At 59.4% G+C, this 16,422-nt stretch carries 19 protein-coding genes; 11 read left to right on the top strand and 8 right to left on the bottom strand.

Features of this window, described 5'->3' with window-relative positions:
• Nucleotides 1-5: 5 nt before the first annotated feature.
• A complete protein-coding gene (locus tag DFR37_RS19345; protein ID WP_113934828.1) occupies nt 6-494 on the top strand; it encodes an Lrp/AsnC family transcriptional regulator in 489 nt (162 codons plus the stop codon).
• Nucleotides 495-555: 61 nt separating this feature from the next.
• On the opposite strand, the gene DFR37_RS19340 is transcribed toward DFR37_RS19345, so the two are convergent.
• The 6 genes from DFR37_RS19340 to DFR37_RS19315 all read right to left on the bottom strand — a co-directional run bounded on the left by DFR37_RS19340 (nt 556) and on the right by DFR37_RS19315 (nt 7,080).
• Nucleotides 556-1,866: a HipA domain-containing protein gene (locus DFR37_RS19340; protein WP_113934827.1), complete on the bottom strand. Its 1,311-nt coding sequence runs from the start codon at nt 1,864-1,866 to the stop codon at nt 556-558.
• Nucleotides 1,863-2,129, bottom strand: a complete 267-nt coding sequence (locus DFR37_RS19335; protein WP_113934826.1) for a helix-turn-helix domain-containing protein — start codon at nt 2,127-2,129, stop codon at nt 1,863-1,865. The genes DFR37_RS19340 and DFR37_RS19335 overlap by 4 nt, the downstream gene beginning before the upstream one ends.
• Nucleotides 2,130-2,390: 261 nt before the next feature.
• Nucleotides 2,391-3,458, bottom strand: a complete 1,068-nt coding sequence (locus tag DFR37_RS19330; RefSeq protein ID WP_113934825.1) for a glycosyltransferase family 4 protein — start codon at nt 3,456-3,458, stop codon at nt 2,391-2,393.
• Between the two features lie 6 nt (nt 3,459-3,464).
• Nucleotides 3,465-4,817, bottom strand: a complete 1,353-nt coding sequence (locus tag DFR37_RS19325) for an MFS transporter (RefSeq protein ID WP_113934843.1) — start codon at nt 4,815-4,817, stop codon at nt 3,465-3,467.
• Nucleotides 4,818-4,857: 40 nt separating this feature from the next.
• Nucleotides 4,858-6,228, bottom strand: coding sequence for a bifunctional UDP-N-acetylglucosamine diphosphorylase/glucosamine-1-phosphate N-acetyltransferase GlmU (gene glmU / locus DFR37_RS19320; protein WP_113934824.1), 1,371 nt, complete (start codon nt 6,226-6,228; stop codon nt 4,858-4,860).
• 120 nt (nt 6,229-6,348) lie between these two features.
• Nucleotides 6,349-7,080, bottom strand: coding sequence for a PhaM family polyhydroxyalkanoate granule multifunctional regulatory protein (locus DFR37_RS19315; protein WP_113934823.1), 732 nt, complete (start codon nt 7,078-7,080; stop codon nt 6,349-6,351).
• A gap of 93 nt (nt 7,081-7,173) precedes the next feature.
• Here DFR37_RS19315 and DFR37_RS19310 point away from each other — a divergent pair, with 93 nt between their 5' ends.
• Nucleotides 7,174-7,401 carry a DUF3717 domain-containing protein gene (locus DFR37_RS19310; protein WP_113934822.1) on the top strand — a complete coding sequence of 76 codons (228 nt, stop codon included), beginning with the start codon at nt 7,174-7,176 and terminating at the stop codon, nt 7,399-7,401.
• On the opposite strand, the gene DFR37_RS19305 is transcribed toward DFR37_RS19310, so the two are convergent.
• Nucleotides 7,334-8,203, bottom strand: a complete 870-nt coding sequence (locus tag DFR37_RS19305; RefSeq protein WP_113934821.1) for an NUDIX hydrolase — start codon at nt 8,201-8,203, stop codon at nt 7,334-7,336. The genes DFR37_RS19310 and DFR37_RS19305 overlap by 68 nt on opposite strands.
• A 262-nt stretch (nt 8,204-8,465) precedes the next feature.
• Between DFR37_RS19305 and coxB the strand changes: the two genes are divergently transcribed.
• The 5 genes from coxB to DFR37_RS19285 all read left to right on the top strand — a co-directional run bounded on the left by coxB (nt 8,466) and on the right by DFR37_RS19285 (nt 12,596).
• On the top strand, nt 8,466-9,626 hold the full coding sequence (coxB, locus tag DFR37_RS19300; protein ID WP_113934820.1) for a cytochrome c oxidase subunit II: 1,161 nt from the start codon (nt 8,466-8,468) through the stop codon (nt 9,624-9,626).
• Nucleotides 9,627-9,715: 89 nt separating this feature from the next.
• A complete protein-coding gene (gene ctaD, locus DFR37_RS19295; RefSeq protein ID WP_113934819.1) occupies nt 9,716-11,317 on the top strand; it encodes a cytochrome c oxidase subunit I in 1,602 nt (533 codons plus the stop codon).
• 9 nt (nt 11,318-11,326) lie between these two features.
• Nucleotides 11,327-11,437, top strand: a complete 111-nt coding sequence (locus DFR37_RS23165) for a cytochrome oxidase small assembly protein (RefSeq protein ID WP_211317288.1) — start codon at nt 11,327-11,329, stop codon at nt 11,435-11,437.
• Nucleotides 11,438-11,448: 11 nt separating this feature from the next.
• Nucleotides 11,449-11,673: a DUF2970 domain-containing protein gene (locus tag DFR37_RS19290; protein ID WP_113934818.1), complete on the top strand. Its 225-nt coding sequence runs from the start codon at nt 11,449-11,451 to the stop codon at nt 11,671-11,673.
• Between the two features lie 47 nt (nt 11,674-11,720).
• Complete coding sequence (locus DFR37_RS19285) at nt 11,721-12,596, top strand: cytochrome c oxidase subunit 3 (protein ID WP_113934817.1); 876 nt, start codon at nt 11,721-11,723, stop codon at nt 12,594-12,596.
• A gap of 218 nt (nt 12,597-12,814) precedes the next feature.
• On the opposite strand, the gene DFR37_RS19280 is transcribed toward DFR37_RS19285, so the two are convergent.
• Nucleotides 12,815-13,021, bottom strand: a complete 207-nt coding sequence (locus DFR37_RS19280) for a twin transmembrane helix small protein (protein ID WP_113934816.1) — start codon at nt 13,019-13,021, stop codon at nt 12,815-12,817.
• 35 nt (nt 13,022-13,056) lie between these two features.
• Between DFR37_RS19280 and DFR37_RS19275 the strand changes: the two genes are divergently transcribed.
• The 4 genes from DFR37_RS19275 (at nt 13,057) to cyoE (ending at nt 16,419) form a co-directional block, all read left to right on the top strand.
• The gene (locus DFR37_RS19275) at nt 13,057-13,842 is read left to right on the top strand and encodes an SURF1 family protein (protein WP_113934815.1); all 786 of its coding nucleotides are present in this window, start codon (nt 13,057-13,059) and stop codon (nt 13,840-13,842) included.
• Between the two features lie 124 nt (nt 13,843-13,966).
• Nucleotides 13,967-14,512, top strand: coding sequence for an SCO family protein (locus tag DFR37_RS19270; protein ID WP_242341739.1), 546 nt, complete (start codon nt 13,967-13,969; stop codon nt 14,510-14,512).
• Nucleotides 14,513-14,521: 9 nt separating this feature from the next.
• Nucleotides 14,522-15,532, top strand: a complete 1,011-nt coding sequence (locus DFR37_RS19265; RefSeq protein WP_113934841.1) for a COX15/CtaA family protein — start codon at nt 14,522-14,524, stop codon at nt 15,530-15,532.
• Entirely contained in the window at nt 15,529-16,419 is an 891-nt protein-coding gene (gene cyoE / locus DFR37_RS19260) for a heme o synthase (RefSeq protein WP_113934814.1), read from the top strand. The genes DFR37_RS19265 and cyoE overlap by 4 nt, the downstream gene beginning before the upstream one ends.
• The last annotated feature ends 3 nt before the right edge of the window (nt 16,420-16,422 follow it).

Raw genomic sequence — 16,422 nt, 5'->3', positions numbered from 1 at the left:
AGCCCATGATCAAGCCCCCACAACTACCTATTGTCCTGGACGACCTGGATCACCGCATTCTTGACCAGTTACAGTCCAACTGCGCGCTAACCAATCTTGAACTGGCGCAACGCGTGCACGCGTCGACCCCAACCAGCTTGCGCCGCGTGCGGCGTCTTGTGGACGAGGGCGTGATTGAAAAACAGGTCGCCATCCTTAACCCGGAAAAGGTCGGCAATACTTTGACGGCCATCGTTGAAATTACGCTAGACGTTCAAACCGCCGAACACCTGGATGAGTTCGAAGCCGGTGTTGCGGCGGAGCCTGCTATCTTGCAGTGCTATCGCGTATCTCCAGGCCCGGATTTTGTGCTGATAGCTCAGCTAGTGGATATGCCGGCCTATCATGCCATGGCCCATCGCGTATTTACCTCGAAGGCCAATGTACGCAATGTACGCACTTTCTTTTCCGTACACCGCAGCAAGTTCGAAACCCGCACGATTGTGGCTAAGTAATTCCATTTCTAATTAAACGGAACGCATTCCGGCGACCACGAGCATGGCCGAGTGCACTGGATCAATCTATCCTCATCCGGGTGGCCATTTCATTCATCACCGTATGGACAATGGCACGCACGCCCCGGCTTTCGCCCGCCAATGTACTACCCAGTTCAGGCCTTGCTGCCACAAGCTGCGCGTTTTGCATGATCATTTCATCGTACAGTTTGCCGGCTTCTACCAAAACCCGTTCCCGCATGGTGAGCAGTAAACGTCGGGCCGTACCCGCCGCCAGCCCCAAAACCTGCCCAGCTTCCACCAAAATTAGCGCGTTAAGCTCGGCAAACCGATTTGCCGCCAGAATCGGCCAAGCAAGCTGGGTGTGCGCTGGCCAACCGTCTTGCTCAAAGGCGCGTGATTCATAACACGCCACACTTAACAAGTCATAATGCGGGGCAAGCTCAATACCTTTGTTTGTCACTAAAAAACTCAGGTTTTTCAAGTGGGCATCGCTATTGCCGACCAGCACATTAAATACCAGCCACTGATACAAGCGGGTTCGCGCAACCGCACTACTGCGACACAGGGCAGCCAAACACGCCAGCGACTCAACGCTGCCCTGCGCATACTTGAAACTACGGTCCAGGCCAAGCAACTGACAGGCGTCGATGACATGGCGTCGCTGCCAGCCCGCCTCATTGGCCGACCGGTCAAAGCGCTCAATAAGGTAGACCGGTTCCGGAACGTAGCGGCGATAGACCTTGGGCACCTGCAGCCCAAGCCGAGCTGCCAACACCATAACGAACCACTCGTTGACCGCTGAGTGCGGATAGTCCTCCCCGGGATGGTCGGGCTTAAGAATATGCGTGGACGGTTGGGCGCCATAGGGTTCAAACAGGGCCTCGGCATCGAGCACCACCGCCAACTTATGCTGGGCGCCGGCCAACGACATGCGCTTGATGGCTGCTTGGGTAAGCGGCACGTTAGGCAGGTTGCGAATCCGTGCCGACAGATCCGCATCAGGCAACGCCCTCAGTCCGCCCACGCCTTGCACGACCGACCCCTCAGGCAACAAAGTGATGGATCCGGCAGATTCCGCGCCGTAATAAGCCAGCAACCCCATGGCATCGGCCGTCTCAATCTTGGCGTCCTTGGCCAGCAGTGTGCGTTGGCCTTCTTCAGGCAGCAGATTATCAAAGTACCATTGGACTGGCCGCTCCGACGCGCCATCGACGAGCGGTTCCCCTTGCAAAGGCAAGTGCGGACTGAGGGCAAATCGGTCAGGATGATGTAGCCACGCCTGCGCGTACTGGAAAGACCACACGCCGCTGGCGTCGCGCAACGCGCCAACCAGGGCGTTGTTGATGTAGGCCCCTAACTGGCCGCTCATGAGCGCCTCCGTTGCCCGGTGGAGAGTTCCGGACGCAAGGTCACGTGGTCCGGCACGTCGACGGTGACCTGGATTCCCAAACCGTCCAGCACCTGAAAAAGCTTAGACCAGGTGACCGACGCATCGCCACGCTCTATCTTGCCCAGAAAATTTTCGCTGACCCCAATACTGCCGGCCGTGTCGTCCTGACGCATACCTTGGGCCTTGCGGACGGCGCGCACAATAGGCCCGAGCGCGGATGCATGATCAATGGGTAATTTCATCTTAAATCCTCAGGTTTATGAGGATTATGACCTATTTTTGCTATTTTTAACAGAAAACCGCTCGCCCGTGAGGATTTTGATTAAAACACCACGTTGGCGCCGTGAATCCTTGCGATCATGCGGATGACGCCTCACACGCCCAGGCCGCGCTGGCGTCCCGGAGACGCGCGCCGCGTGCTCAATCTGCTGGGCCGGATGGCCAAACGTGGCCGTCTCTAGCCAGCGAAAGTGGCATTGTGCCAACCCTCTGGAAACTCGGAACTAGTCGCCCGCCATGGCGCCAAGCCGCGCATACACATCAAGATAGCGCCGCGCCATGCCTGCGGCGTCGTGTTCGCGCAGTACATAAGCCTGCGCCTTGGCGGTCATGTCTTTGCACAACTCGGTGTCGTCCAATACCCGCGCCATCGCCTCGGCCAGGCCTTGCGCATCACCCACCTTGCACAGTAAACCTCGCCCCTCAGCCAGCAGTTCGGGCAAGCCGCCAGCCGCGGTAGCCACGACGGGAACGCCGTACAGAAAGGCGTCCAGCACGCTGCTGCCCAAGGCCTCTTCGCGCGAGCTCAAGACGAACACATCCATCAAGCGGTACAGGTCTTCAACCTGTTCTTGAAAGCCTGCAAAAACATAGTGCTGCGCAAGGCCCAGCTCTTGCACCAACGAATGCGCCTGAGCTTGAACATCGCCACCAGCCCCAAGATGCAGGAACACGAAGTCGTCACGCGTACGGCGCAAAATATCGATAGCCCGGATCAAAGTGCAGGGGTCTTTTTCTCGACTCATGGCGGCTGCGGTGGCAATGACGCGCTTACCTTGTAAAGCCTGCGTTTGTGCAAAGGTGCTTGCATGCTGCAAGTCGACAGGCCGCTGAACTACCGCGCTAGGAATTAGCGTAACCGCCAGGCCCAGGCTGCGTGGCTGGGCTGCAGCTGCCGCGCTGATCGCGACGAAAGCGTCGGCCTGCCGCCACTTCCAAAGGGTTTTACGCAAACGCTTGGGCGGCACGGTAAACGCCGTGCGGCGCGTAAACACGACCGGTCGGCGCAAACAGACTTTAAGCACGGCCAGCCAGGTAAGCGTATTGGCGGTTTGCGCATGCAACACGTTAAAGCGGCGCCCGTGGCACAACAAGAAAAGCAGCAAGCCGCCCGCCCCGCCCACCTCGTGGACCTTGAAGCCTTCAGCCGCGGCGGCTTTGGCCAAGGCTTCGCCCCGGCGCGCCACCAATTCCACTTGATGCCGCGCGCCTCGGAACTGCTGCATGCACAGCAAGGTCTGGCGTTCGCCGCCGCGCCAGCCTCGTTCGATATTCAATTGCAGGATACGCATGGCGACCTAAAGCTCCGTATCCGGGACAGGACTGAAATAACGCACGACATTGATGGCCAGCGCAGCCACTGCCAGCATGACGCCCACCATGATGCCCAGCACGGCGCCATGAGTGGTGCTGGCGTGAAAAGCCAGGGCGGTCAGTGCGGTGCCCAGGCCCTGGCCGAAAACCCGTGTCGTGGCCTGCAGCCCGCCCGCCGCACCGCTGCGCTTGCGCGGAGCCCCCAGCAACATTGCGCGGTTATTGGGGCTTTGAAAAAAGCCGAATCCCACGCCGCCAAGCAGCATGGAAGCGCCAACCCAGACAAAACCGGTATCTTGCGGCATCAAAACAACCCACAACAAGCCCACGGTAGTGCAGGCGGCCCCAATGCCGCACAGCACCGAAACCTGATGCTTGTCGGCCAGACGGCCGGCAACCGGCGCCATGACTGCCGTACCTACCGACCAGGCCCCAAGCAAGATGCCGACGTCGGCGTATGAATACCCCAGGACATTCAGAAAATAGAAAGGCAGCGCCACAAATGCGGCCATTGCCGAGGCGAACGAACAGCAAGACGCAGCCACGGCATAAGCCACCGGCGTAATGCGCAGTAAGTCCACAGGCACCATGGGCGCGGTCTGGCTGCGCGAACGATGAACCAGAACAACTGCCGCCAGCCCCGCAACCAACAAGCTGCCCAACGCCTTCAAAGGCGCGTCGGTCAAGGTATCCAGCCCAATAATAGCCAGCCCAAACATAAGCATGCTAAGCAGGCAAGCCCACCAATCGAAGCGATGCTTGCTGCGGGGCCCTTCGGGCAGGAAACGAATGCCAAAGTACGACAAGATGCACAAGGGCACGTGGATCGCGAATATCCAGGGCCAGGACGAAACCTGCAGAACAAATGCCCCTATGGTCGGCCCTAGAACCGCCATCGAACCTACCATCAAAGAGTTCAGGCTGATGCCAAAACCCAGTTTGTTCATGGGGTAGATATTGCGCAGCAGCCCGCCGAACAGGCACATCAACATCGACGAACCAAGGCCCTGTACGATCCGCGCAGTCAGCAGCACTGGAAACGATGAAGCCAAAGCGCAAGCCACCGCCCCAAGCATGAATACAGTAAGCCCCAGCGCGAACACACGGCGAAACCCGACGCGCTCGGCGACAGCGGAAAACGGCAATAGGGTTATGACCACCGTCAGACTATTGGCGATCATCACCCACATGACCAGGCCCGGCGCAATGTGCAGGTCTTTGGCGATAGCCGGCAAAGCCACATTGACCATCGTGGCATCCAGCGATGCCACGGTCAGAACCACCATCAGGGTGGCAACCGCCCAATGGCGCCGCGGCACCTCAAGCCCGTCGGGCATCGAAGCTTTTGCGCTGGAGGCGGGCTGGGTCGTCTGCACGCTATTTTTTCTTGATGGGGCGCGTCCAGCCGGTAATGGTCTTCTGAACTGTGCGCGAAATAGTCAGTTGACCGGCTGGCGCGTCTTTGGTCAGTGTCGTGCCCGCGCCAAGAGTCGCACCGCGGCCTACAGTAACAGGCGCCACCAATTGCGAGTCCGAGCCGATGAAGGCGTCGTCCTCGATAATCGTCTGGAATTTGTTCACGCCGTCGTAGTTGCACGTAATGGTGCCCGCGCCGATATTCACCCGCGCTCCGATCCGGGCATCGCCGATATAGGCCAGGTGGTTGGCTTTGGCGCCCTTGCCCAGCCGGCTTTTCTTGATTTCAACGAAATTGCCCACATGCGCCTGGTCGCCGATATCGGCGCCGGGACGCAAGCGTGCGTACGGGCCAATGCGCGCGCCCTCGCCCACCACCGCGTCCTGGATGTGGCTGAACGCTTCGATATGCGTACCGGCGCCAATGCGCGCATCTTTTACGACGCAATGCGGCCCAACGCGCACGCCATCGGCCAGCTCGACCCGGCCTTCGAATACGCAGCCGGCATCGATGAATACGTCGCGGCCGCATTCAAGGACTCCGCGCAGATCGAACCGCGCCGGATCTGCCAGAGTCACGCCCAGCTCAAGCTGGCGGCGCGCCAGTTCGCCCTGCCAGATGCGTTCCAGCTGCGCCTGCTGCACACGGCTGTTGACGCCCAGGGTTTCCCAACCTGCATCGGCTTGCGCCGCATTGACCGGCACGCCGTCCTTGACAGCCAGGCCCACCACGTCGGTCAGATAGTATTCGCCCTGGGCATTGTTGTTGTCGATGCGCGCCAGCCAATCTTTAAGGCGGGACGTAGGCGCAACCAGAATGCCGGTATTGACCTCGGCGATTTCGCGCTCGGTGTCGCTGGCATCTTTGTGCTCGACAATGCGCACGACGTGACCCTTGTCGTTGCGCACGATGCGGCCATAGCCGGACGGGTCGGCCAAGGTCTCGGTCAGTACGGCCATGCCACCGGCCCGGGCCTGCAGCAAGCGGCTTAATGTCTTGGGTTGCACCATGGGCACGTCGCCATACAACACCAGCGTGGCGTCGTCGGCGCTGCCTTCAAGCAATTCCGGCACAGCCTGCTGCACGGCATGCCCGGTGCCCTGTTGCGGGCTTTGCAAGACGAATTGCAGGCCGTCGTAATGGGAAAAAGCCTCCTGCACATGCTCGGCGCCATGGCCGACAACGACCACCACGCGATCGGGCTGCAACTGCTGGGCATTGTCCAATACATGAGCCAGCATGGGCTTGCCGGCAATAGGGTGCAGCACTTTGGGCAAGTCGGACTGCATGCGCTTGCCCAGACCAGCCGCCAAAATCACAATATTCAGCATTTGAATCGTTTATCTAATTAGAGAGAAAGAAACGACGGGAACCGTCCCGTCGCCATACCCGTGCGGTAGATCTGAAAAGGCGGACCGCACCGCCATGCCTTGACGTGGTGTCGCCCGCTGCTACGATGAGCGCGTTTTGGCGGCCGTACGGCTTTTGCGGGGCGCGGCTTTGGATGCCGGCGCGGCGCGCTTCACGGCCTTCTTTGCCACTGGCGATTTTACGGCAGATTCGGCGGGCCTGGCGGCGCTTCCGGCCGCGGCAACCGCCTGGGCCGCCTGCTCGGCCAAAGGCGCAGCGGCGGCCTGCACGGCTTCGGCGCCCTGCATGGTGGCCGCGGCCAGGGTATTGAACTGGTTTTGCAGCATATTCCACCAGCCTTGGGCGGGATCGCCGTGCTCTATGCCGGGCAGGGGCTCCTTGGCATGGGCGGCGGACTCGTCCGTGTCATGCATGGTCTTGATCTTGGCCTGCCCCGATGGCTTGATTCCCAGCGCCACTTCCAGCGGCGAGGGATTGCCCGCGCCGCCCTCTTCCGGAGCCGACGTTGCGACAAAGGCTTTGAGCGTTGCAATGGTTGCACGCTGGACTTCCAGACCTTGAATGGTGCTGGCCAACATGGTGGAGCTCATGCGCAGCCAATTTTCGACCGCCCGCATATCGGCAATGCGCTTATCCAGCTCGTCGATGTCCATGGGCAGGCCCAGACTTTGGGGCGAGAGCGCGCCCGAGCCCGCCAGGCCTTGCCAAGCCTGGCGCATCATTTCCATGCTGGTCAATATCGGATTCTGCCCCATCTCGCCGCCCTGTCCAAAACCGGGCAAGACAAAGGGATTCGTGTTTTGCGTCGTCATGTTGGCTCCGATGGTAAGTATAAGAGTGAGGAACAAAATCTCGCGAATGATGGTGTAAGCTTAAACTGAACTTCGCCTTACCGTCTAATCGCCATGCAAAACTCTTATACGCTCGCCCAGATGGAAGCCGCCATTAACTATTGGCGAACGCGCTCGCCCTCGCAAGGCGAGGAAATGCGCCTGTGCCCGCAGGCCGGCGCGTTGGCGGAGCCGTACGCGCTTATGATTTTCAATGGCCAGCCCGCCATCGAACTCAGCGCCCTGCCGCCCGCCGCGCGGCAAGCGCTGGAAGACTGGCATCAGGCCCTTGGGCACGCCTAAGCAGGCAATCAAGCACGACCAGTTCCGCTTCAAGCGTGAACTGCCCTGTGTGCGCCAATTCCCACGCCTCGCCGACGGACACGTTGGTTATTTCACTGACTTCGCCGTCCTTGTTGGCCGGCACGACCTTGTCGTCCAGCACACACTCGCTGACCAACAGATTTTCGACCTGATAGCCTTCAGGCAAGCGCCGATGCATACGTAAAATGGTGTGCAGCGCTGAGCGCGCGGCCATATCCGCCGGCGTCAACCCCGCTTCTTCATTGCTTTCACGCAACAACGAGTCGTCAAGGCCTTCGCCAGCCACTGCCAGGCCGCCCACCAGGGTATCCCACATGCCAGGGTCGGTGGACTTGGTGAGCGCGCGCCGTGCAACCCAAAGCCGGCCATCCGGCGTCCACGCATTAAGATGCACGGCCGTGGTAAGCAGCCCCAAGGGGCGCAATGCGGCGCGCTCGATAACCCCCAGGCGCCGCCCTTCGCCCACCACGTCCAGCAACTCGCCGCGCCAGCCGCGCAGACAGCCGGCATCGCGCAGAATCTGCGCAAGGTTTTCAAGGACTTTATTCAGGGATAAACGCTTCGAAGTGACGGGGCCGACATGCACGGCTTCGGGCTCGAGGTCGACGCCGGGCGCCCCTGCAAGCGCCTTCGTGGCCTTGGCCGTGATCCAGCCGGAGACCCGTCCGGACACCGTGAGAGGCCGCGAACCCAAGGGCGGAAGCTGCTGAGCGCGGGCTATAAGTTGTTGATAACGCTTGTCTATGGCGCCAAGCAATGCGGGATCATGGGCGGACTTCATGGCGCGATTGTAAAGTAAAGAGAAAGCAATCGCGCGGCGTTACACTGAAGCACCAAGGCTCGCGGAATAGTTATTAACCCACTGAAGTTGCATGTTCGTTATAATTCTGCGGTCTCTTAGTCATTAACTCGAGCAGGTAGTTTGAGGCACTTGTCGTTTTAAGCCTGCCGTCCAATCACATTGTGTATTCTCCAAAGTTTTCTTAGTCGCCTTGCGATTAAAGTCAATTTTTGGTGAAGTCGCACCGTATTTCGAGGTCAGCATGAAGAAGTTGAGAGGGGTATTGGGGACTGGCTCATTGCTCTTTGCAAGCGCCGTCGGGGCGCAAGTACAAGATATGCCCGGTGGCCCAAAAGTCAATCAGCTAAATCTCCCCCAAGGAGTCACACCAATCGCCCACGACATTATGTGGCTGCATTGGATGATACTCATTATCTGTACCGTCATTTTTATTGGCGTGTTCGGGGTAATGCTGTATTCCATCATCCGGCACCGCAAGTCGCGCGGGGCAGTCGCGTCCAAGTTCCACGAGCATTTGGGCATCGAGGTGGCGTGGACCATCATCCCCTTCCTTATCGTTATTGGCATGGCCTTGCCGGCCACGCGCACCGTGGTCGCAATGAAGGACACGTCCAGTTCCGACCTGACCGTCAAAGTTACCGGCTACCAATGGAAATGGGGCTACGAGTACATTGACGGGCCGGCTGCGGGCGTCAATTTCATCTCGACCCTGTCCACTCCGAATGAACAGATCACCGGCGCCGAGCCGCGCGGCCAGTTCTACCTTATGGAAGTGGACAACGAACTGGTTGTGCCCGTCGACAAGAAAGTGCGTATTGTCCTGACCGCCGCGGACGTCATCCACGCATGGATGGTTCCCGACTTCGGCGTCAAGCAAGACGCAGTGCCCGGCTTCCTGCGCGACACCTGGTTCCGTGCTGAAAAAATCGGCACCTACCGCGGTCAGTGCGCCGAGCTGTGCGGCAAAAACCATGCCTTCATGCCCATCGTCGTCAAGGTCGTATCGCAGGCCGACTACGAAAAATGGGCTGCCGAGAAGAAAAAGGCCATGGCCGGCGCTGCCGACGACCCCACCAAGACCATGTCCAAGGAAGACTTGATGGCTCGCGGCGAAAAAGTCTTCGCCAGCAACTGCGTGGCTTGCCACCAGGCCAACGGCAAAGGGTTGCCCAATACGTTCCCGGCACTGGATGGCGACGTGAAGTACGTGCTCGCCCCCATGAAAGGACAGATTCTCACCGTGCTGAATGGCCACCCGGGCACCGCCATGGCGGCGTTCCGCGACCAACTGAACGATGTTGAAATCGCTTCGGTCATCACCTACACGCGCAATGCCTGGGGCAATGCGGGCAAGGGGCCTGATCCGATCGTCCAGCCGTCCAACGTCACCGCGCTGCGCTAAATTGATTAGCGCTCGGGTCAAGAAAATTCACAAGTTTTTGTCGGGGCTGGCCGCATGCGCCACCCCGGTCAAGTAGGAAGGAGTCCATCATGAGCAGTGTTACTGCCGATCACGTCCCGGCCACTCAAGGGCACGATGATCACGCCCACGAAATGCCGCACGGTTGGCGGCGTTGGCTGTTTGCCACCAACCACAAAGATATCGGGACGATGTATCTCATCTTCTCGTTCCTGATGCTGCTGGAAGGCGGCACACTGGCCTTGCTGCTGCGCACCGAGCTCTTCGAGCCGGGCCTGCAGTTTTTCCAGCCTGAACTGTTCAACCAGTTCACCACCATGCACGGCCTGATCATGATTTTCGGGGCCATCATGCCGGCCTTCGTAGGCTTTGCCAACTGGATGATCCCGCTGCAAATCGGCGCGTCCGACATGGCGTTCGCCCGCATGAACAACTTCAGCTTCTGGCTGCTGCCCGTGGGTGCCATTCTGTTCACGGCATCGTTCTTCGTGCCCGGCGGCGCAACCGCCTCGGGCTGGACAATGTACGCACCGCTGTCCCTGCAAATGGGCATCGGCATGGACTTCGCCATCTTCGGTGTGCATATCCTGGGTGCCTCGTCCATCATGGGCGCGATCAACATCATCGTGACCATCCTGAACATGCGCGCCCCCGGCCTGACCCTGATGAGAATGTCGCTGTTCTGCTGGTGCTGGCTTATTACGGCCTACCTGCTCATCGCCGTCATGCCCGTGCTGGCCGCAGCCGTAACCATGCTGCTTACCGACCGTCACTTCGGCACCGCGTTCTTCAATGCGGCCGCAGGCGGCGACCCGGTCCTGTACCAGCACGTGTTCTGGTTCTTCGGGCACCCCGAGGTCTACATCATGATTTTGCCGGCCTTCGGCATTGTCTCGGCCATTGTTCCCACGTTTGCACGTAAAAGGCTGTTTGGCTATACATCCATGGTGTACGCCGTGGCTGCCATTGCCATCCTGTCCTTCCTGGTCTGGGCCCACCACATGTTTGCCACAGGCATGCCCACCACCGGCCAGCTGTACTTCATGTACGCCACCATGCTTATCTCCATCCCCACCGGGGTGAAGGTGTTCAACTGGGTGGCCACCATGTGGCGCGGTTCGATGACCTTCGAAACACCCATGCTGTTCGCGATCGGCTTTATCTTCGTGTTCACGATTGGCGGCTTCACCGGCCTTATCGTCGCCCTGGCGCCTATCGACATCGCGGTACACGACACCTATTACGTGGTGGCGCACTTCCACTACGTGCTGGTGGCCGGTTCGCTGTTCGCCTTGTTCGGCGGCGCGTACTACTGGCTGCCGAAATGGACTGGCCGCATGTACGACGAGCGCCTGGGTAAATGGCACTTCTGGTCGACCATGATCTCGTTCAACGTTACCTTCTTCCCCATGCACTTCCTGGGGTTGGCGGGTATGCCACGCCGCTATGCCGACTATGCCGCACAGTTCACCGACTTCCACCAGGTGGCCACGATAGGCGCATTCTGGTTCGGTCTGTCGCAACTGATCTTCATGTATGTCGTCCTGAAGGCCTACGCCGGCCGCGGTGAACCCGCGCCCGCCAAGCCCTGGGAAGGCGCCGAAGGCCTCGAATGGGAAGTGCCTTCGCCTGCACCGTTCCATACTTTCGTCGTCCCGCCAGTTGTTAAGTAATAGCTGCTCATGACACCAGAACAACGCCGCCGCAACCGCAGAACAGGAATCATCCTGGCCATTATCGTCATTGGGATCATGGCCTGGGTCTTCCTGCGCGGCAGCGCCGTCCTGAATTAACCGAGGTCACCATGAGCGACGACATACGTAAACTTTCGCAGCGCAAGCTAAGCTTTCTGCAAACCCTCAAGGCGGTTGCCTGGGGGTTCTTCGGAGTGCGCAAGAAATCAGGACACCAGGAAGACGTTGCAAAGCTGAATCCGGTTCATCTTATTATTGCGGCTATCATTGCCACGTTAGTGTTTGTCGTCGGACTCGTCATGATTGCGCGTTGGTTCATCGGCCAGGCGGTCTAAACAGACTAAAATCGTACAGTTCAATAAATTCGTTTCAGGAGATCAACATGAGTGCAAGTCACTCGGCTCACGGCAGCGAGGCACCTTACTACTACGTGCCGTCCCACTCGGTTCATCCGGTTCGCGCCAGTGTGTCTTTGCTTATTACGCTACTCGGCGCCGCGTTGTGGATCAACAGCATCTACATCGGCCATTGGATGTTCCTGGTCGGCATTCTTTCGCTTTTCGTCACGCTGTATTTCTGGTTCGGCGATGCCATTCGCGAATCCGAAGACGGCATGAACAGCCTGCGCGTCGATCACTCGTACCGCTGGAGCATGGCCTGGTTCATTTTCTCGGAAGTCATGTTTTTCGCGGCGTTCTTCGGTTCGCTGTGGTACACCCGCGAAGTCACCACGCCCTGGCTCAGCAACCTGGACCACCAGACGCTGCTATGGCCTAATTTTTCCGGCACCTGGCCAAATCTGGGACCAGCAGGCGTTGTCAATGCGTTCCAAACCGTAGGCCCCTTCTGGCTGCCCACGATCAACACCGCATTGCTGCTTACCTCGGGCCTGACCCTTACCGTCGCTCACCACGCCATACGCGTCAACAATCGCGGCAAGACCATATTCTGGCTGGCGCTTACTGTTCTGCTGGGCTTTGCGTTCGTGGCTTGCCAAGCCTACGAATACCATCATGCCTACACTGAACTGAACCTGCGCTTCGACTCGGGCGCCTTCGGCTCGTTGTTCTACATGCTGACCGGTTTCCATGGCTTCCACGTTATTCTGGGCGCCACGTTCCTGACCGTCATTTTGCTGCGTGTAATCAAAGGCCACTTCACCGCCGACAGCCATTTCGGCTTTGAAGGCGCGGCATGGTACTGGCACTTCGTCGACGTGGTCTGGCTGGGCTTGTACCTGTTCGTCTACTGGTTCTGATTCCATCCGATATCCAGGAATGGAGTAACACGCCACCAAGGCTGGCCTGCATGCCTTATGCGAAAGGCCAGCCCAGGCAACCCAAAAGGCTGGCCTTGCTGGCCTTTTTTCTGGCTGCCGCCAACGACAGCCACCTTGCCCGGTAAAGAACTATGGTTTGCAACCAGGCAAGTGTGCTGCTTGGTTAGTTCGCGCGTTCGAATTAACCAAATAGCACACTAACGCGGCCCAAAGCCGGTGCTTTGAATCCAGCCCATGTGATGTGCGAACAGCACAAACAGGAACAGGGCAATCGACAGCCCCACCCTCCAGGTCAATGCGTTGACCGTACGGTTGGTCCGGCCTTTGTCCCGCATTAGATAAACAAGCGCCGACGCCAGGCTCGCCAGGATGCCCAGAAACGCCAGGATGACGATAATACGCATTAACGATCTCCGGTAAAACCCGCAATTTTACAGACATGGCCAAACCACACTCCACTTTACGCACGTTGATCACGCTGGCATTGCTTGGCGTGCTGGCTGTTGCGTGCGCAATGATGGGCAACTGGCAGCTACGCCGGGCCGCCGAGCGCGATGCCATAATGCAGACCATCGAGGCCGGGCGCAAGGCGGCGCCGCTGAAGCTGGATGCCGCCACACCGGACGGCGAACTGGTGCAATGGCGCCAAGCCGCAACCCATGGCGTGTGGCTGCATGACTTCACCGTACTCCTGGACAACCGCAATTTCAAGGGAAAGCCCGGCTTCTGGGTTGCCACGCCCCTGCTTATCGACCCGGCCACGCGCACGGCTGTGCTGGTGCTGCGCGGCTGGCTGCCCCGCCCCATCCTGCCCGGCGAGTCCCTGCCCCCGCTGCCCCGCCCCGAAGGCATGCAGCAGGTGCAGGGCCAGATAGTAAGCCATGTACCCCGGATGTTCGAGCTTTGGTCCCTGAGCGGCAAGGCGGCCAGCGCCTTGCCCAAGCTTCCTTTGCCCGATAAAACGCCGCCACGGGTGCAAAATCTTCCTCTGCAAGACCTGGCAAGCGCGACTGGCTTAAAATTACTGCCGGCCGTCCTGGAACAAACCGGCGGGGCCGACGGCGACACCGAACCTTTTGTCCAGGAATGGCCCCAGCCTTCGACCGACTCCGATCAAAACCGCGGCTACGCGCTGCAATGGTTCGGTTTTGCCTGTATTGCCGCCATAGCGGCCCTGGTAGTCGCCTGGCGCGCTTTGCGCCGGCGCACGCAGCCGGCCCGCTGAACCACCGAATTTAACTGTCGACACCCAAGGATTGATTGTGGTCAACACCAACACTACCCCGCCCAAGCCGCGCTCCATCAAGCCGCTGATCTGGATCTTGATTGCCTGCCTGGCCCCTGTGGTCATGGCGTTTCTGGCGTACTACGTGCCGGCGCTGGGTTTGCGCCCTGAAGGGAATACCAATTACGGCCAGTTGATAATTCCGCAGCGCAGCCTGCCCGCGGCCGAAACACTGGGCCTGAAGACCCTGGATGGGCAGCCTTTCGACCTGCAAAGCCTTAAGGGCAAGTGGGTATTGGTTTCAGCCGACCAGGGCGCCTGCCCCGAAACCTGCGTAACCAAGCTGTTTATCCTGCGCAATTCGCACGCAAGCCAGGGCAAGAACGTCGAACGCCTGACACGCGTCTGGCTGGTTACCGACGACGCCCCCATCTCGGAGCAAATCATGGAAGCCTACAAAGGCACCATCGTTCTGCGCGCGGACCCGGTAAAACTGGCGGGCTACCTGACCCCTGGCGCCGATGCGCAAGGCGCGGCCGCCGCGCTGGCCAAGCCCATGTGGATCATCGACCCGCTGGGCAACCTGATGATTCAGTACCCCGAGAATTCCGATCCGGTTTCAGTGCGCAAGGACATCAGCAAACTGATCTACAACTCGCGCATTGGCTAAGCAATTATGATCGACCGTATCACGGCCCGCTATCGCAAGCTGGTTTTCCTTACCTGGTTTTTAACGCTGGATCTCATCATGTTCGGCGCCTTCGTGCGCCTGACCGATTCCGGCCTGGGCTGTCCCGACTGGCCCGGCTGCTACGGCAAAGCAACGCCGTTCGGCGCCTCGAACCATATCGCGCAGGCGCTTGAAGCCATGCCGTATGGCGCGGTCAGCTTGTCCAAGGCATGGATCGAAATGGTCCATCGCTACGCCGGTTCACTGCTGGGCATGCTGATCATTGCCATCGTGTACATGGCATGGCGCTACCGCACGGTATTGGGCAATACCCCTAAACTGGCCGTCTTTACGCTGGTGGCGGTATGCGTGCAAGGCGCCTTCGGGGCCTGGACGGTCACGCACAAGCTCATGCCTATCATCGTCACGACGCATTTGCTTGGCGGTATGGGCCTGCTGGCCTTGATGACCTGGCTGGCTGCGCGCGAAAAAGAACATCCGCCAACAAATCCCGCGGTACATACGCTGTTGCCCTGGGCCGCCGTGGGGCTGGCTTTACTGTTTGTCCAGATTGCACTGGGCGGCTGGGTCAGTACCAACTACGCGGCGCTGGCCTGCATGGACTTCCCCACCTGCCACGGCGAACTGCTGCCCCCCATGGATTTCCATGGCGGCTACTCGCTTATTCGCGGCCTGGGCCTGCTGCCTTCGGGCGAAGCCATTTCGCAATACGCCCTGACCGCCATCCACTGGACCCATCGCAATTTTGCCTTTGTCGTATTTGTTTACATGGGCGCGCTGGGATTCCGGCTGCGAGGCGAACCGGGTTTACAATCACCAGCAACGCTACTGCTTTTACTGCTGCTGGCGCAACTGATCACAGGCCTGACTACGATATTTTTCCAGTGGCCCCTGCTGATTGCCGTCATGCATAACGGCGGCGCGGCCGGCCTGGTTCTTATCACCGTGACAATCATGGTGCGCCTGGCGCGCGCCGACGGGTCTAAAATACCGACATGACTACCGCTACCGCCCCGCAACCCAATCTTTTGCGCCAATACTTGGTGCTGACCAAACCGCGCGTAACCCAACTGGCCGTATTTTGCGCCATTATCGGCATGTTCCTGGCCAGTCCCGGCCTGCCGGATATGCATTTGGTGGTGGCGGGCACGTTGGGCATCTGGCTGCTGGCGGCGGCGGCTTTTGCGATAAATTGCCTTATCGAGCAGGAAATCGACGCCAAGATGCTGCGCACGGCGCGGCGCGCCACGGCGCGGGGCACTATCAGCAATACCCAGGTAATTCTGCTTTCAGGGCTGCTGGGCGGGCTGGGCATGGTCGTACTGTACAACTGGGTCAATCCGCTGACCATGTGGCTGACGCTTGCCACCTTCATTGGCTACGCCATTATCTACACCATCATCCTCAAGCCGCTGACTCCTCAGAACATCGTCATCGGCGGCCTGTCGGGCGCCATGCCGCCCGCGCTGGGTTGGGCCACCATCGCCAACTCGGTGCCGGCCCAGGCCTGGGTGCTGGTGCTGATCATCTTCATCTGGACCCCGCCGCACTTCTGGGCATTGGCCCTGTATCGCAACCACGACTACGAAAAGTCCGGCCTGCCCATGCTGCCCGTGACGCACGGCAAGCAATTCACCCGCTTGCACATTCTGCTTTACAGCATTGTGCTGTTTGCCGCGACGCTGCTGCCCTTCATGGTGCGCATGAGCGGCTTTCCATATCTTGCGGCGGCCATTGTGCTTAGCGGCCTATTCCTGTGGTACGCATGGTGCCTGTACAAGGAATACAGCGACGAGCTGGCGCGCAAGCTGTTCCGCTACTCCATCCTGTATCTTTCCTTGCTTTTCGGGGCATTGCTGCTGGACCACTGGATAGCCCTCATTTAGGAA

The organism is Eoetvoesiella caeni (assembly GCF_003315175.1).
Taxonomy (GTDB): domain Bacteria; phylum Pseudomonadota; class Gammaproteobacteria; order Burkholderiales; family Burkholderiaceae_B; genus Eoetvoesia; species Eoetvoesia caeni.
This window is presented reverse-complemented; position numbering and strand designations above follow the sequence as displayed.

What these genes read in the sequence shown, in the direction of transcription:
- DFR37_RS19345 (WP_113934828.1), top strand. Translation starts at nt 6, where the DNA reads ATGATCAAGCCCCCACAACTACCTATTGTCCTGGACGACCTGGATCAC.
- DFR37_RS19340 (WP_113934827.1), bottom strand. Translation starts at nt 1,866, where the DNA reads ATGAGCGGCCAGTTAGGGGCCTACATCAACAACGCCCTGGTTGGCGCG.
- DFR37_RS19335 (WP_113934826.1), bottom strand. Translation starts at nt 2,129, where the DNA reads ATGAAATTACCCATTGATCATGCATCCGCGCTCGGGCCTATTGTGCGC.
- DFR37_RS19330 (WP_113934825.1), bottom strand. Translation starts at nt 3,458, where the DNA reads ATGCGTATCCTGCAATTGAATATCGAACGAGGCTGGCGCGGCGGCGAA.
- DFR37_RS19325 (WP_113934843.1), bottom strand. Translation starts at nt 4,817, where the DNA reads ATGCCCGACGGGCTTGAGGTGCCGCGGCGCCATTGGGCGGTTGCCACC.
- glmU (WP_113934824.1), bottom strand. Translation starts at nt 6,228, where the DNA reads ATGCTGAATATTGTGATTTTGGCGGCTGGTCTGGGCAAGCGCATGCAG.
- DFR37_RS19315 (WP_113934823.1), bottom strand. Translation starts at nt 7,080, where the DNA reads ATGACGACGCAAAACACGAATCCCTTTGTCTTGCCCGGTTTTGGACAG.
- DFR37_RS19310 (WP_113934822.1), top strand. Translation starts at nt 7,174, where the DNA reads ATGCAAAACTCTTATACGCTCGCCCAGATGGAAGCCGCCATTAACTAT.
- DFR37_RS19305 (WP_113934821.1), bottom strand. Translation starts at nt 8,203, where the DNA reads ATGAAGTCCGCCCATGATCCCGCATTGCTTGGCGCCATAGACAAGCGT.
- coxB (WP_113934820.1), top strand. Translation starts at nt 8,466, where the DNA reads ATGAAGAAGTTGAGAGGGGTATTGGGGACTGGCTCATTGCTCTTTGCA.
- ctaD (WP_113934819.1), top strand. Translation starts at nt 9,716, where the DNA reads ATGAGCAGTGTTACTGCCGATCACGTCCCGGCCACTCAAGGGCACGAT.
- DFR37_RS23165 (WP_211317288.1), top strand. Translation starts at nt 11,327, where the DNA reads ATGACACCAGAACAACGCCGCCGCAACCGCAGAACAGGAATCATCCTG.
- DFR37_RS19290 (WP_113934818.1), top strand. Translation starts at nt 11,449, where the DNA reads ATGAGCGACGACATACGTAAACTTTCGCAGCGCAAGCTAAGCTTTCTG.
- DFR37_RS19285 (WP_113934817.1), top strand. Translation starts at nt 11,721, where the DNA reads ATGAGTGCAAGTCACTCGGCTCACGGCAGCGAGGCACCTTACTACTAC.
- DFR37_RS19280 (WP_113934816.1), bottom strand. Translation starts at nt 13,021, where the DNA reads ATGCGTATTATCGTCATCCTGGCGTTTCTGGGCATCCTGGCGAGCCTG.
- DFR37_RS19275 (WP_113934815.1), top strand. Translation starts at nt 13,057, where the DNA reads ATGGCCAAACCACACTCCACTTTACGCACGTTGATCACGCTGGCATTG.
- DFR37_RS19270 (WP_242341739.1), top strand. Translation starts at nt 13,967, where the DNA reads ATGGCGTTTCTGGCGTACTACGTGCCGGCGCTGGGTTTGCGCCCTGAA.
- cyoE (WP_113934814.1), top strand. Translation starts at nt 15,529, where the DNA reads ATGACTACCGCTACCGCCCCGCAACCCAATCTTTTGCGCCAATACTTG.